At 66.8% G+C, this 15,217-nt stretch carries 13 protein-coding genes, 1 tRNA gene and 1 pseudogene; 1 reads left to right on the plus strand and 14 read right to left on the minus strand.

Features of this window, described 5'->3' with window-relative positions; translation table 11 throughout:
• Positions 1-3: 3 nt before the first annotated feature.
• From BG57_RS15600 to BG57_RS15650, 11 genes are read right to left on the minus strand one after another with little or no spacing between them, the layout of a single operon-like run.
• The gene (locus BG57_RS15600; RefSeq protein ID WP_035965978.1) at positions 4-1,188 is read right to left on the minus strand and encodes a beta-ketoacyl-[acyl-carrier-protein] synthase family protein; all 1,185 of its coding nucleotides are present in this window, start codon (positions 1,186-1,188) and stop codon (positions 4-6) included.
• Positions 1,185-3,599, minus strand: a complete 2,415-nt coding sequence (locus tag BG57_RS15605; protein ID WP_035965981.1) for an MMPL family transporter — start codon at positions 3,597-3,599, stop codon at positions 1,185-1,187. Before BG57_RS15605 ends, BG57_RS15600 begins: the two co-directional genes overlap by 4 nt.
• Positions 3,599-4,267: a LolA family protein gene (locus BG57_RS15610; protein WP_035965984.1), complete on the minus strand. Its 669-nt coding sequence runs from the start codon at positions 4,265-4,267 to the stop codon at positions 3,599-3,601. The genes BG57_RS15605 and BG57_RS15610 overlap by 1 nt, the downstream gene beginning before the upstream one ends.
• Positions 4,252-4,692: an acyl-CoA thioesterase gene (locus BG57_RS15615; protein WP_035965988.1), complete on the minus strand. Its 441-nt coding sequence runs from the start codon at positions 4,690-4,692 to the stop codon at positions 4,252-4,254. Before BG57_RS15615 ends, BG57_RS15610 begins: the two co-directional genes overlap by 16 nt.
• On the minus strand, positions 4,685-6,448 hold the full coding sequence (locus BG57_RS15620; RefSeq protein WP_052005839.1) for a glycosyltransferase family 2 protein: 1,764 nt from the start codon (positions 6,446-6,448) through the stop codon (positions 4,685-4,687). The genes BG57_RS15615 and BG57_RS15620 overlap by 8 nt, the downstream gene beginning before the upstream one ends.
• Positions 6,445-8,142 (minus strand): ApeI family dehydratase, encoded by a 1,698-nt coding sequence (locus BG57_RS15625; RefSeq protein ID WP_035965989.1) that lies wholly within the window; start codon positions 8,140-8,142, stop codon positions 6,445-6,447. The genes BG57_RS15620 and BG57_RS15625 overlap by 4 nt, the downstream gene beginning before the upstream one ends.
• Positions 8,139-8,771, minus strand: a complete 633-nt coding sequence (locus BG57_RS15630; RefSeq protein ID WP_035965990.1) for a COG4648 family protein — start codon at positions 8,769-8,771, stop codon at positions 8,139-8,141. Before BG57_RS15630 ends, BG57_RS15625 begins: the two co-directional genes overlap by 4 nt.
• Positions 8,771-9,022, minus strand: coding sequence for an acyl carrier protein (locus BG57_RS15635; protein ID WP_174447227.1), 252 nt, complete (start codon positions 9,020-9,022; stop codon positions 8,771-8,773). Before BG57_RS15635 ends, BG57_RS15630 begins: the two co-directional genes overlap by 1 nt.
• A gap of 2 nt (positions 9,023-9,024) precedes the next feature.
• Entirely contained in the window at positions 9,025-9,324 is a 300-nt protein-coding gene (locus BG57_RS15640) for a phosphopantetheine-binding protein (RefSeq protein WP_035965992.1), read from the minus strand.
• Entirely contained in the window at positions 9,305-10,096 is a 792-nt protein-coding gene (locus BG57_RS15645) for a lysophospholipid acyltransferase family protein (protein WP_035965993.1), read from the minus strand. Before BG57_RS15645 ends, BG57_RS15640 begins: the two co-directional genes overlap by 20 nt.
• On the minus strand, positions 10,083-10,802 hold the full coding sequence (locus tag BG57_RS15650) for a beta-ketoacyl synthase chain length factor (RefSeq protein ID WP_035965994.1): 720 nt from the start codon (positions 10,800-10,802) through the stop codon (positions 10,083-10,085). Before BG57_RS15650 ends, BG57_RS15645 begins: the two co-directional genes overlap by 14 nt.
• Before the next feature lie 479 nt (positions 10,803-11,281).
• Here BG57_RS15650 and BG57_RS15655 point away from each other — a divergent pair.
• Positions 11,282-12,137: pseudogene (locus tag BG57_RS15655) on the plus strand (polysaccharide deacetylase family protein).
• Between the two features lie 228 nt (positions 12,138-12,365).
• On the opposite strand, the gene BG57_RS15660 reads toward BG57_RS15655, so the two are convergent.
• From BG57_RS15660 to BG57_RS15670, 3 genes are all read right to left on the minus strand, one after another.
• Positions 12,366-12,461 (minus strand) — tRNA-Sec (locus BG57_RS15660).
• A 72-nt stretch (positions 12,462-12,533) separates the two neighbouring features.
• Positions 12,534-13,157 carry a DedA family protein gene (locus BG57_RS15665; RefSeq protein ID WP_035965996.1) on the minus strand — a complete coding sequence of 208 codons (624 nt, stop codon included), beginning with the start codon at positions 13,155-13,157 and terminating at the stop codon, positions 12,534-12,536.
• A 28-nt stretch (positions 13,158-13,185) separates the two neighbouring features.
• Positions 13,186-15,189, minus strand: coding sequence for a bifunctional DedA family/phosphatase PAP2 family protein (locus BG57_RS15670; RefSeq protein WP_035965997.1), 2,004 nt, complete (start codon positions 15,187-15,189; stop codon positions 13,186-13,188).
• Between the last annotated feature and the right edge of the window lie 28 nt (positions 15,190-15,217).

Below are 15,217 nucleotides of genomic sequence, written 5' to 3' on the forward strand. Positions count from 1 at the left end.
GCATCAACCCGCAAGGATGAGGCTGACATTGCTGCCGCCGAACGCGAAAGAATTGCTCATGACGTAGCGCTGTGACGCTTCCTGCGAGAGATGACGTTCTTCCTGAACGAGATCGAGCGCGGGCAGGCCGGCGTCGGCTGCGCCGTCCCATCGATGCAGCGGCAAAGGTAAGCGCGATCGCGTGAGCGTCAGCCATGCGAAGCCGACCTCCGTCGCACCGGCCGCGCCGAGCAGATGCCCCGTCAACGGCTTCGTGCCGCTCGCCGGCACGCCTTGCGGAAAGACCCGCGCCATCAGATGCGATTCCATCTCGTCGTTCTTGCGCGTGGCCGTCGCGTGCAGGTTCACGTAGCCGATGCCGGCGGGCGTGACGCCTGCATCCGCGAGCGCGGCGCGCAGCGCCAGTTCGCCGCCGATGCCTTGCGGGTCCGGCGCGGACACGTGATGCGCGTCGCTCGATTCGCCCGCGCCCGCGAGACGCACTGCGCCTTCGTCGCGTGTCATCAGGAACACTGCCGCGCCTTCGCCGATGTTGATGCCGTTGCGATTGCGGCTCATCGGATTGGTGCGCGACGGACTCGTCGATTCGAGCGATGCGAAGCCCTGCAACGTGAGTTCGCATAAGGTATCGACGCCGCCGACGACGATCGCATCGCACAGCCCGAGTTGCAGCAGCCGCCGGGCCGCGACGAACGCCTTCGCGCTCGATGTGCACGCCGTCGAGATGGTGAACGCCGGACCTTGCAGGTTCAGCGCGGCGGCCGCGAACGGCGCGGCCGTGCCGATTTCCATCTGGCGATAGTCGAAACGCTCCGGCAGGCAGCCCGCCTCCGCGCGGTGCAGAAACGCCTCTTCCGCTGCGCCGATACCCGACGTGCTCGTGCCCAGCACCACGCCGATGCGCGCCGAGCCGAAACGCTCGCGCGCCGCTTCGATGTCGGGGCGAATCTGTTCGAGCGCAGCGAGCAGCAGCCGGTTGTTGCGGCAATCGAAGCGCGCAACGGATGCGGGCGGCGCAATGTCGAGCGGCGCGAGCACGCGGCCGACGAACGCATCGCCACGGCGCGTGCGCATCGGTCCCATGCCGGGCGATTGCGCCGCCGCGAGCGCGGATGCAATCGAATCGACGTCGCCGCCGAGCGCATTGACCATGCCGAGCGCATGCAGATAAACGGATGGCAGCGTCACGCTTCATTTCTCCTATCGGGCGGCATGCTCATCGGCGCGAGCAGCACCGCGACCAGGATGCCGAGCGCGAGCGTCGCGCCGAAGCTCCTCAAGGCGGGCATTGCGCTCATGCCGAGCAAGCCGAAGGACAGCAGCGTCGTCGCCGCGGACAACAGCACGCCCGCCCACACCGCGCCGAGGTCGGCGTCGCTGCGCAGGCATCCTTCGCGCAGGAACACCGCGTAGTTCGCGCCGACGCCCAGCACGAGCATCAGGGCAAGGCAGTTGAACAAATTAAACGGCACGCGCGCATAGCCGAATGCCGCGATCGTCACGCCGACGGCGAGCAGCACGGGCAGCGTCGTCGCGATGCCGCCGCGCAGCCGGTAGCGCCCCATCAGCAAGACGAGCACGAGCAGCAGCGCGACGCCGAGCCAGAGGCCGCTATCGACGCGATACGCGCCAAAGAGCTTCGACACGCTCGCGGCCTTGTCGACGAAAACGACGCCGTCGATCGAGCGCGCCGTTTCGACGAGCGTGGATTGGTTCTGCGGCGTCACGCGGCGCGGCATGACGATGGTCGCGTAACCGCGTTGGCCGGCCGCATCGAACGCGCCGAGCCACAGATGCCGGTACGGCTGCGACCACGGCGCGGCGAGCCAGCGCTCGACCGTCAGCGGCTGCGCACTGTCCTTGCCGAACGAGGTTATCCAGGCATCGGCGATTTCGTCGCGGAAACCCGCACGCGAGAGCGTTGCACGCAAGGCGGCCGGGTCGGCGAACACGTGTTGCGCGAGCAATGCGCGAGCTTGCGCCTGACGCTGCGCCGAGGGCACGAATTGCACGACCGAGCGCCAGCCATCGACCGACCGATCGCCCGTCAATGCATCGAGGCTTGCGCCGAGCGCTTCGGCGCACTGGAGCACGGCTTCCTCGGACGCGCCCCGCACCACGAAGAACTGCGCGGTGTCGTCGACGCCGACGGCCGCGCGAACCTCGCTTTCCTGCGCGACGAGCACGGGATCGCGCTGGATCAGCAGATGGATGTCGTCGTCGCTCGTGAGACGCAGCCAGCCCGGCAGCGCGATCACGACGAGCGCCGCCGCGACGAACCACGCGCGCTTTCCGCCGATCACGCCGCGCCAGCGTGCGAGCAGCGTCGCAGCAGATGCAAAAAGACGCCGGCGCCCGGCTTTCGGCGGCTTCACGAGCAGCGCGGGCAGCAGCGACATCACGGACGCGAACGCGACGCCGATGCCCGCCATCGCGAAACACGCAATCTGCTTGAGCGCGGGAAACGGCACCCACGCGAGAATGGCGTATCCGAGCAGGCTCGTGGCAAGGGCCACGCTCAACGCGGGCCGCACCGAACGCGCGCCGCTTTGCGCATTCCAGCCGCGCTGTGCGCCGAGATAGACGACGAAATATTGAATCGAATAATCGACCGCTTCGCCGATCAGACTCGCGCCGAACACGAGCGTCAGCAGATGCAGCTTGCCGAAGACGAGCATCGTGAAGGCCAGCGCGCACACGATGCCGAGCGTCGTCGACAAGAAGCCGAGCAGCAGAAGCCGCGGCGAACGGAACACCCAGAGCATCAGCAGCGCGATGCCGCACGCCGACACGACGCCGATCAGATGCACCTCGCGCTCCGACGCGCTGCGCGCCGCCTGCGCATAGAACACCGCGCCGGCGCGTGCGACTGTGGCATCGGGCCACTCGGCTTTCACCGACGCTTCCGCCTGCGCCGCCGCCGACAGCACCGCCCGCTGCGTCCGCGACTCGTACGCGGAGCCATTTAGCGTAGTGACGACGAGCACGCTGGTCGTGTCGCCACGATGCGCGACAAGCAAGTTGTCTTCGAGATCGAGTCCCGACGTGCCGAGCGGCAAGTCCGACAACCAGTGTTCGAGCCAGCCGAAGGGATCGTCGGCGAGTTGCGTCGCGAGCGGCCCGCGCACCGGGTTATAGATGCGCTGCATCAGCGCGTCGCCGAGCGCCGGCGCACCGTTCGCCGCGTGGGCGACGGCGTCGCGGTCATCGCGAGACAGCAGTTCGAAGCGATAAGACGCATACAGCGCGCCGATCTGCGCGAGGTCGAATGGCGGCAGTTCCGCCGTCACCGCTGCGAACGCGCCGCTGGTTCGCAGCGCCGCGCCGAAGCGTTTCGCGGCCGCCTTCGCGTGGCTCGCGTCGCGGCTCGACACGAGGAACACCGTGCGGTCGCCGAGCGCATTCGCCAGCCGGTCGACGGCTTTTTCGGCGACCGGATCGGCTTCCGTCGCGGGAAGCAGCGCGAGCAGATTCGTCTCCAGCGGCGACGGCCCTTTGAAGCGATAAACGCAATACAGCGCGGCGACGAGCGCGAGCACGAGCCACGCGGCGCGTATCGCGAGAAGCGCCGCGCGGCTGCGCTGCCGTTCCTTCAGCATTACGGCGCTCCCAGCAAGCCGCGCTCGGCGGCCGGCACGTCGTCGAGCGCTTCGCTCTGCGTGAAGTCGATCTGCGTGACATCGCCGTTCGCAAGCTCGATGCGCAAGCTCTGCAAGAACGCGCCGCCTTTCATCCGCAGCCCCTTGATGGACTGCGCGAGCTGCGGCTGATTGGGTTTCAGGCCAAGCGTCCATTGCGATGGCGAGCCTTGCGCGTCGACATCGAATTGCGAGTAAAGCGCCGACAGGTCGCCGCCGAGCATCGCGCGCATCATCTTCGATACCTGCGCGACGCCGCGCACGCCTTGCGCGCTTTTCGTGCCGACGCGCTTGCCGTTGGCATCGACTTCCGCGACGCCTGCGTCGGTGATGACGAACGTCGCCTTGTACGGCGTCAGCACGCGCCAGATCACGCCGCGCTCGCGATAGAACACGAAAGCGCCCGTGCTGACCAGCGGTTGCTTCATGGCCGCAAGCGTCTGCGTCTGCGTGAACTGCGCGCGCACGCCCTTGACCTGCCCGAGCCGCGACGTCACTTGCGAGACGAGCGCCGCGTCGCCGCCAGCGTTCTGCGCGGGTGTGGCCGCATGAAGCCAGCCGGCGTTCGCCGTCAGCAGCAGCGCGACGAGCGCCGTGCTCGCGCAGCGAAGTTTTATCGTTGCGACCATACGCGCTCCAGTTTTTCGAACACGACGGGCGGCGACACGAATTGCAGTTCCTCGGTGGCTGCGTCGACGGCAACCTGGATCGTATAGCCCTTGGTCAGACGATCCCCGCTTGCGCAATCGACGAGTTGATAGCCGATCTTCAGGCGGTTTTCGTATTCGAGCAGTTCCGCGCGGACGTCGATACGTTGCCCGTACCGCGCGGGACGCACATATTTCAGATGCGCCTCGACGATCGGCCACACATAACCCGACGCGCGCATCTCGCCGTAGTCGTAATCGAATGCGCGCAGCAGCGCCGCGCGCCCCGCCTCGAAATATTTCAGGTAGTTGCCATGCCAGCACACGTTCATCGCATCGACGTCGTGAAACGGCACTTCGACGATCGCGCTCGCCGTCAGCGTCTTGTCGTGCTTCAGTTCAGCCATGACGCGAGTTTTCCGTGAGATCGGATACGGACACCGGCGCGGCGCTGCCCGCACGCGCCCAGAAATCGAAGAAGTTGAACCATTGATACGGCGCCTTGCGGCAGTAGTGTTCGAGCCGCGACGCATAGCGCTGCGCCCACGCCGCGATGTGTTGCGCGCGTTCCCGGCGCGGCAGCGCGATGCGTTCGGCGAATTGTTCGAAGTACAAACGATACGAACCTCCGCGCTCCCTGAGGCAGAAGAACAGATACACCGGGCAACCGAGCGCGTGGGCGAGCACGTACGGGCCTTGCGCAAACGGCGCGGTCGCGCCGAGAAAGCGCGCATCGGTCGTGCGTCCGGATTCGTGCGCCGGCACGCGGTCGCCGACGATCACGAGCAGTTCGCCCGCGTCGATGCGCGCCTGCATCATCATCGACGTGTCCGGGCCGAAGTCGCTCACGTGAATCAAATGCTTCGCGAAGTCGCCATTCGCGGACGACAGCACGCTGTTGAAGCGCTTCGCGTGCTCCGTGTAGACGATCGCCGTGACCTTCGCGCGGCCGTTGCGCGCGGCAAGCGCCCGCGTCATTTCCAGGTTGCCGAGATGCGCGCCGATCACGAGCGCGCCACGGCCGCTCGCGACAAGCGCTTCGAACGGCGCAGGGTCGTCGAACACGGCTTCGTGATCGCCGATCCGCCCCGACCACGCCGCGAGCTTGTCGAGCCCGGACTGCGCGAAAGCGAGCATCTGGCGATACGCCGAACGCCAGCCCGGCTGCGGAGTGCGCTCGCCGGGCGCGGCCTGCGCGAGTTGCGCGAAATACCGGTGCGAAGCCGCACGCGCCGTGCGTCCCGTCAGCAGGAAATAGCCGACGACGGGATGCAGCCAAAGCCCCGTGAAACGCATGCCGAACAGGCGGCAACTGAGCGCGAGCAGGCCCATGCCGAGGCGGCTGCCACGCTCCGCGACGCGCCACCAGCCGGGGCCGCCATGCGTGGCCTGTTCGGAGGCCGCCGTTCTGCGCGGCATCAGCTTGTGCGCGATGAGCATCGGCGAGCGCAGCACCATGCCGCACACGAGCCGTGTATGGCTCGCGCTGATGCGAACGTTGTCCCATAGCACGTCGAAGTGCGACACGCCGTCCGTCGCGTAGACGACGCGCGTCGGGATCGAGCGGAACGCAAGGCGCCGCCAGTGCAGCCGCACGAGGATCTCGATGTCGAAGTCCATGCGCGTGCCGAGTGGCACGCTGTCGATCAGCGCGCAGGCGGCATCGAGCGGATAAAGGCGGAAGCCGCACATCGAATCGCGGATCGTCAACGACAGCGTTTCGACCCACACCCAAACGTGCGTCAGATAGCGGCCATAAAGACGCGACTTCGGCACGCTTTCGTCGTAGACAGGGCGACCGAGGATGACCGCGCCCGGCTCGGCGCGCGCCGCGTCGAGAAAGAGCGGCACGTCGTTGGCGTCGTGCTGTCCGTCGGCGTCGATCTGCAACGCGTGCGTGAAGCCCGCGCGTCGTGCCGCGCGCAGGCCCGCCATCACCGCGGCGCCCTTGCCGCCGTTCACCGGCAGACGCAAGAGGGTCATCTGCCCGTGATAGCGGCAGGCTAGCTCGGCGAGTACGGCTTGCGTCGCGGTGTCGCTGCCATCGTCGACGACGAAGATCGGCAACTGATGAACGCTCAGGCGCGCCACGGTGCCGCCGATCGCGTCCTTGTGGTTGTAGATCGGAATGACGATGCACGCCGCGATGTCCGCACCGCTCATGCGCGCTCCCGATAAACGATCGCGCCCGACGCGCAGTCGCGTCCGTTGAACCGATAAGCGAATTGCACGCGGCGCCGCGCGGCATCGTGCGCGAGCCGCAGTTCGAGCACCGCGCCGGGCGGGACGGGCGCCATGAACTTGAGTCGATCGACGCTTTCGATTGCACGCGCCGCCGCGACGTGTTCCGACGCGAGCCGGATCGCCCAGTCGACCTGCACGACGCCGGGCAGAATGGGCAAGCCCGGAAAGTGGCCGGCGAAATGATCGAGCGCGGGCGGCACGCGCAACTCGTAGCGGAGATTCTCGCCGTCCCGCGATTCCGACAGCAATTCGAAGCCTTCGGCTCGCGGACCGAACGCCGCCGCGACGGCCGCAACCGGCAGCTTGCCGCGCGCATCGAACGGCAGCGCGATGCGAAAGCGCCAGTGACGCGGCAACAGCACGATGTCGAAATAGGCGGCGAGATGACGGCGCAAGTGCTTTGCGAGCGCCACGCGGCCGATGTCATCGAGTGCGGCGCGGCCTTCGTCGGAGAGCGCGACGACCGCGCCGACACGTTCGCGCGTCGCGCCCGCGAGCGGCACGACGCTCGCTTGCGCCACGTACGGATGCAGCGCGAGACGAGCTTCGAGTTCCGGCAACGACACGCGCTTGCCGTCGAGTTTGACGACGCGGTCGAGGCGGCCTTGCAGCCGGAAGCGGCCGTCGTCGTCGAAGACGATTGCATCGTCCGTGCGATGCCAGCCGTCGTGGTCCAGATGTGGCGAGCGCACTTCGAGCGCGCCGTCGCCGGCACGCCGCACGTCCACACCGCTGACCGGACGCCACGCGGCCGTTTCGTTCTGCCTGCGCCAGGCAATGCCGCCCGTCTCGGTGCTGCCGAAAATCTCGACGGGTGCGTCGCCGAAGACCGCCGCGTAGTCGCGGGCCGTGTCCTCTGCAAGCGGTCCGCCCGACGAAAAGAATGCACGCGGCGCGGGCGTGAGCGAAGCAAAACCCGCCAGCGCGGTCCAGCGCATCAGTTGCGCGGGCGACGACACCATCGCGGTCGCGCCGCAACGTGCGATGCGCGCCTGAACCTGCTGCGGTTCCACGCAGACGGCGCGGTCGAATGCGCGTCCCGCCGCGAGCGGCCACAGCACGCGAAACAGCAGGCCGTAGATATGGCGATGCGGCACGCTCGCGAGCATCGTCGCGTCGCCGATCAGCGCGCCCCAGTCGCGTTCGAGCGTGCGCACTTCGGCGTCGAACTGGGCGAGCGTCTTGTGAATCGGCTTCGGCACGCCGCTGCTGCCCGATGTGTAGAGCGTGAGCGGCGCGTGCGGGTCGATATTCAGCGAGAGCGCGCCGGGCCCGTGGGCGCCGGCTGCCGCGGCGACTTCGGCATCGGTGAGGACGGCATCGTAGGCGTCGGCGAGGTCGGCCAGATAGCCGGGCGCGGAACTCGCGGGAATCACCGGCGTCTTGCCGCACGCAAAGAGCGCGAAAAGCGCGCAGGCGAAATCGAAGGAATCGTCGATGCACAGCGCATAGCGGCGCGCCGTGCCTTCGTGCAATTGCAACGCGAGCGACGCCACGCGTGCGCGAAACGCGGCATGCGTGATGACCGTGTCCGCGCCGTCCGTCGCTCCATCGCGGCAGACGGGCGTGTGCGGATCGCGCCGCGCGCAAAGCAGTTCGTGCAGCGCGATCATGACGCCCCCAGCCGCCGTGCGCGCGGCAGAATCACGAGATAGCGCCACGCGATTTCACCCGCGAGCAGCAGGCCGATCAGACCATACGCGATCGCGCCGTTATAGAGCGACCACGCCTCGCGCGACCAGTAGAGCGCGGTATAAAGCGAGAACAGACCGTTCGCGGCGAAGAACGCGCACCAGATCTGCGTGACGCGGCGCGTGTGGCGCACGGCCGGCTCGCTCAGATCGGGCGTTCGGATGCGCGCGAATTTCTCGATCATCGACGGACCGCGGACCAACGTCGAACCAAATGCAATCAGCAAGCCGAGATTCACGAGCGACGGATAGAGATGGAGCAGGCGCTCGCTGTCGGTCCACACGATCGCAGCCGATGCCGCGCTCAACATGAACCCGACCGCCCAGTCGACGAGCGTGAGCGTGCGCAGCGACGCACCGACGACGCCCGTGCCCGCGCAGCGCTGCAGCCAGATCAGCGCGAACAGCAGGCAGCCGATATAGCGCGGCGCGTTCCAGAACCAGCCGCACAGAATGACGGCCGGATACGCGAGCTTGAACGCGACGTTGAGCGCGAAGCCGATCCAGCTTCGATGCGCCTTGTCGCGGGCCTGGGCGGTCTGCGGCTGCATCAGCCCTGTGCTGCCAGCAGCGACTCGACAGCGGCGATCACGTCGCCGACCGTGCGCACCGATTTGAATTCCTCGGGCTTGATACGGCGGCCCGTCATTTCCTGCAGCTTGATCGCGAGATCGACGGCATCGATGCTGTCCAGATCGAGTTCTTCGAACAGATGCGCCTGCGGCGTCACGCGCTCGGGCGCGATGCCGAAGTTCTCTTTGAAAATCGCGCGGATGCGCTCAAGGATTTCGATGTCGGTCACGGTCATTCCCCCTTCTTTGCAGTGTCGCCCGATGCCCGCGCGCCCTCGCGCTGGGCCGCGACCAGTTCGGCGAGCGTGTTGATCGAGCGGAAGTGCTCGCGCGTGCGCTCGTCGTTGGCGGCGATCGTCAGTTGATAGTGTTTGCGCAGCACGATGCCGATTTCGAGCGCGTCGATGGAGTCGAGCCCGACGCCGTCGGTGGAAAAGAGCGGCGCATCGTCGTCGATGTCGGCGGGCGTCAGGTCTTCGAGATCGAGTGCTTCGATCAGAAGCTGTTTGATTTCAAGCTTTAAAGAATCCATGGTCGATCAGATGCTCGGTGATATGGGCTTGCAGCGCGTTGGTCACGGTGCGCGCGGCGAGCGCGGGCGGTTCGTCGCGATTGGCGAGCGCGTCGGCTCCGACCGCGTCGAGCACGTTCACGCGCATATGGAAAGGGCGCTCGGGCACGTCGTGCCAGCGCATGTTTTTCGTGAAGGCGGGCGGGTCGCAGTCCATCAGGACGGGCAGAATCGGCGCGCCGGATTGCAGCGCCATATGCGCGAAACCACGCGAAAACGCATGCAGGCGATTGCGCGCCGGACTGCGCGTGCCTTCGGGAAAGATGATCATCGTGTAGCCGCGAGCGAGTTGCCGCGCGCCCGCTTCCACGAGTTCGACGGGATCGGCGTTGCTCACGTAGTCCGCCGCCCGCATGACGCCCCAGAAGAACGGATTGCTCCAGTGCGCGCTTTTCACGACGCAGCATGCGCGCGGCGTGAGCGACAGCAGCACCATGACGTCGAGCCAGGTCGGGTGATTGGCGACCACGATGGCGGCGCGCTGCGCCTTGCGATTGAGCGCATCCGCTCCGCGCACGTCGAGCTTCATCACGCGCACGCCGATCAGCACGGCGACGAGCGCGCGAAAGAACGCGTGAATGATCGCGGCGATGATGCGCTGCTTCGACGCGCGATGCGGCCACACACAGGCAAGCGGAAAGACGATCAGCGAAAAGCCGAGTCCGCAGACGCCGAAGGCGGAGAACGCAAGGGCCGTCGCGACGAGGCGCCAATAATGGTCAAGCGCCTTCATGCCACTTCCATTGCCATGTCGAATTCGGGCCGCGCCATTGAACCGGCGCTTTTGCGTCGAGGCATCGGCGGACTGCTTCGCTCTGTGTGGCGAACCGGGCGCGCGTGGCGTCGCGGGCTTCGAACGGGGCGCTGGCTGCGTCGTCGCCGAACGCCGTGCGCGCGCATTCGAGGCGTCCCGTTTGCGCGGATGCGTCGAGCAGGATGGCAAGTGCGCCCCCCTCCACTTCGTCCTCTATCGTTCCATATGCGGGATCGGCGGGCTCGTCGGCGTAGACGAGCAGAACGGGCGACGAGGCATCCGTCGCATACTGCGCGTGCGCTTCGAGCAGCGCGTAGCCGAGCGTCTGCGCTCCCGCCGACACGGCGCTCGCCGGCGCACGGTCGCCTCGCGCGATGCCGAAAACACCGGTCATCGCGTTGAGCACGGACAGGCTGAAGGACGTCGGCGAGACGGGTTCGCCTGCGCTGATGTCGCACAGGATGCCGGTGGTGCGCCGCAGTTCGCCATGACGCGACGCGAACACGACACGCACGGCGGGCAGCGTCGCCGCGCAGTCGTACGCGACCTTGAGCGCGGCCCGCGATAGCGCGCTGAGCCGGCGCCGCGCCATCGGCTCGACGAAGCTGACGTCAGGGGCGACGGATGCGGCGGCAGGCCACGAGGACCAGCGCGCAACCGGAATGGTCCAGTGCAGATCGGGCATATCGGTGTTCGCGCTCGGAAAACGATCAGCATCTGGGAAGAACAACCGGCGACAGCGCGTTGCCTGGTTCGGCGGTGGCCCACCCCATTAGCTCCTTAACAGGTGATTGACCCGTCGAATTAACGGCACGGCGTAGCGACTATTTAGCCTGTTGACGGAAAAATTCGACGGAGATGCGCACGATTCGGTTAGAACGGGGTGCGAATGATACCGACGTTACGGCCGATTGCAGTAGCAAAAATTGAGCACTTTTTGCAGCTCCGTCTCATCGACGCGACGCACACGCAGTAGGACTTGCAGCGCGTGCGCGAGGTATGTCTTTCGAGACGCCGGACCGACGCCCATCCGGCGGTTTGTGCAACATTCCCACACGGGCCGGGTCATCAACGTCCGGCGCGCGTGATATCGTTCGCCGCTTGACTAAAGTTAAAACGTCTGCCATTCGGGCCTTGACCGAAGTGGCGCAGACTGCATGCAAGATGAGGCAAATCATTTCTCGGCCGGGCGCCGAAGCACCGAGACGCTGGCCGCGCACAGGCTGGCCGCCGATGGTCATCGCGACCTTCGCCTGGCACGGCGTCGCTCTATCCGGATGGCTGCGGCAACCTTCAGCGTGGATAGCGTGGCTGGCGAGCATCATGGTCAGTCACATCGTCGTGGTGTCGATCGGGCTGTGGCCGCGCTCCAAGCTGCTGGGGCCGAACTGGACCCGCCTGCCCGACACGCCGTCCAACGCCGATGCCGTCGCGCTCACGATCGACGACGGCCCCGATCCAATCGTCACGCCGAAAGTCCTGGACATTCTGGATCGCCATCGCGTGCGCGCGACGTTCTTTTGCATCGGAACCCGCGCCGCCGAACATCCGGCGCTGGTCCGCGAGATCGTCGCGCGCGGTCACGCCGTCGAGAATCACACGCATCGTCACGTGCACACGTTCTCGGTGACCTTGCCGCTCCGGCTCGCGAAGGAAATCGACGCCGCTCAACACGCACTCGAAACGCTGACAGGCGAACGGCCCATGTTCTTTCGTGCGCCCCGCCGGTTTGCGCAATCTCTTTTTAGAACCGGTTCTGCACCGGCTGGACCTTCGGCTCGCGGCGTGGACGCGGCGCGGTTTCGACACGCGCGAGGGTGACGCGGATCGCGTTCTCGAGCGGCTCACGGACGGACTCGCCGCGCGGGATATTCTTCTTGTCCACGACGCGGGCGCGGCGTTGACATCGACGGGCGATCCGGTCGTGCTGGCGGTATTGCCGCGGCTGATCGATATCGTTCGGTCGTCGGGATTGCGATTCGTCACGTTGCGTGATGCGCGGGCATCGCTTTCGCGTTGACGGGAAGCTCGATGCGAATTGGCGATTCGCCGTCGCACGACATCGCGAAGATGCGCAGATTTTTACTGCGCGGCGAACGGGGTGTTGAAGGAGGACTGGAAGGCGTGTGGGATACACGAGATGCAAACGCCTGACACGCGCCGCATCGGCTCGAACGCGTAATCGCCTTCGGCGCAACCGTAGAATGTCGCGCCTCTTGTGTGTGACCGAGAGCACCTGAGAGATGCCTGGCGGAAGGCAGCAGGAGTCGAACCTACCTGGGAGTGTCTGACACCCCCAACTGGGTTTGAAGCCCAGCCGCACCACCGGATACGAATGCCTTCCTCGATCGCAAGTTGAGATGAACAGCGCGAGCGCCCGATTATAACGGCGTAACGCCTATCGCACGCACCGGCGTCAACTGGCATCCTCCCCTGTGCGGTCTGGCGGCTGCCGGCGGCGAAGCAGCCGGTACGCGAAGAACAGCAACGCCAGCACGACCAGCAGGTCGATCATCGTCGCGCCATGCGTCTGCAACTCCACCAGCGCGACATGCAATTCCCGCTGAAACAGCGCACCGCCCAGCAGCCAGAACCCCGCCCACGCGACGATGCCCGCCGCGTCCCACATAAAGAACACGGACGCGGCGATGTGCGTCGTGCCCATCAGCGGCGGCGTGACGAGCCCGAGCCCCGGCACGAACTTCGATACCGCGACGATCGGCGCGCCATACCGCTCGAACAGATCGCTCGCCGAGCGCATGCCCGTGTCGAACGCATACGACCGGCGCGACAACGCCGCAATCAGCCGCCGTCCATACAGACGCCCTGCCGAAAACCACACGGCATCGCCGGACAAAGCGCCGCTCGCCGCCGCCAGCAGCACGTGCCAGAACGACAGCCGCCCGCTGGCGATCGCCGATCCCGCCAGCACGAGCAGCGGCGCGGACGGCAACGGCACGCCAAGCCGCGTCAGCAGCACGTTGCCGAACACCGCAGCCGCGCCCCACTGCGTAATCGCCGATGGCGGAATCTGGATCAAACGGCGCCTCCGCCTTCCATGCTTGCCTTCATTTCGGCCCCGACTCGACCAGCATCACCGGCACGCTGCCGCACCCCGCACTCGATGCAATTTCGATGCCGCGCCACGGCGACCCGTCGCCATGATCGAACGCCATCGGATCGATGCGCCGGTCCGGGCGCAGCACGTTGAACGGCCACGACGGCCGCCGCAGCCGTTCGTGCACGACGGAGCCGAGCCAGATGGGCGTCGGCGCGGCGCCCGGATGTTCGCGCACCGCATAGGTCGTCGGCCAGAAGCGCAGCACGTCGCGTTGATCGGGTCCGCGCGGCGAGCGCGTAAAAACCAGCTTCGACGGCTCGCCGTTGTTCAGGCGTGGCAGCGCGGGCAGCGCGGTCGCCGGCGCATTCGGCGACACCACCGACATCACGCTTTGCATCGTCACGCCCGTGACTTCCTGCCAGCCGCGGCTCGCAAGCTGCGCGCGAATCTGCGCGGGCGTGGCGGCCCACTGAACGGTGATCGGTTCGCGCCGGTCGCCATCCAGACTCGACCGGTAACAGGAAAACCTGCGCCAGACCGTATCCGTCCATTCGATCGGCGTAATGACGACCGTCGCGGGCGGCACGCTATGCGCTTCCGTCTCATCGCTCATTTGCAGGGCCACGCTCGCGCACACCACCGTGAGCACCGCAAGCGGCATCAGCGGACGCGGCTTCGGCTTGCCCGGATTGCGCCAGACGGCGGTCAGCGCGATCAGAAACACCCAGATCGCGGCGAGCGCGGTGCTGCCGAGCGCATCCGAGATGGTGAAGCGGCCGAAGTACAGCCCCGCGAGCGCCACGGCGGTGACGATCCCCGATGTCGCCGTCGCGACGAACACGCCCGTCAGCATGCCGACGCGCCGCAGCAGCAGAAACGCGAGAAAGCCATAGATGACGACCGTCGCGGCAAGATGACTGCTCGGGAACGTACGGCCCGCAGGCGCGAAGGACATCGGCAACGGCTGATGCGTGGTGAAGCGGATCACGGTCACGAGCGCCTGCGAAAACACGACCGCGACAAGCCAGTACGCCACGGTGCGCCAGCGCCGCTCGAGAACCATCCACACGATGACCATCGCCGCGAGCGCGAGCAGCGTCGGCATGCTGCCGAGGGCGGCGGCGGCATCGAGGATGGTATCGGCCCACGTCGACCGGAACGATTGCAGCAGCCGGTAAATCGACGCATCGATCTGCACGAGCGACGATCCGCGCGTCACGTTCGTGAGCACATAGAAGAACAGCACCGCCGACGCGAGGAGCAACACGGAGATGGCGGCAATCAGCCCGCTCGCCGGATTGCCCGGATCGAGCGCGCGCGAGACGAGCCGCGCCGCCAGCCCGCGCTTTCGCTGCGACCACGTCAGCAGGCGTTCGCGCGAAGCGACCGTCCATCCTCTCGCATGAGAGACGACGACGCGAGCGAGATTGAACACGAGCCACGCGGCAGCCGTTGCGATCACCAGAATGACGACGAGCCGCACCGATACCGCGCCCGCCAGTTCGATCGACGCGCCGAACACGACGCCCGGCAGCACATGCAGCGGCGCCCAGATCAACGCGCTCACGACGTTGACCACGAAGAAGCGCGCGGGCGGCATGCCGGAGATGCCGGCGACGACCGGCACGACCGCGCGCATCGGTCCGACGAAGCGCGCGAGCACGACGCTCTTCGCGCCGTGGGCTTCGAAATACCGCTTGCCTGCGGCAAGCGCGCCCGGATGCCGGCGGAACGGCCACATCTGCGCAAGGGTATCGGCGTAGCGCGCGCCGAACCAGAAACTCACGGCATCGCCGGCAATCGCGCCGAGTATCGCGCAGACCATTACCCAGCCGAGATTCAGCGCGCCCGCGCCGACCAGCGCACCGGCGACGAACATGGCGGTGCTGCCGGGGACGAAGGTGCCGACGAAAGCAAGGGATTCGAGAAACGACGCGAGCAGGACCACGCCGAGCGACCACTCGGGATGCGCCGACATCAGATGCAGCAACTGGTAGTAAGCATGCTCCATCGTTCGCCTCGCCCGATTGAACGGACCC

This window comes from Caballeronia grimmiae, from assembly GCF_000698555.1.
GTDB classification, from domain to species: Bacteria; Pseudomonadota; Gammaproteobacteria; order Burkholderiales; family Burkholderiaceae; genus Caballeronia; species Caballeronia grimmiae.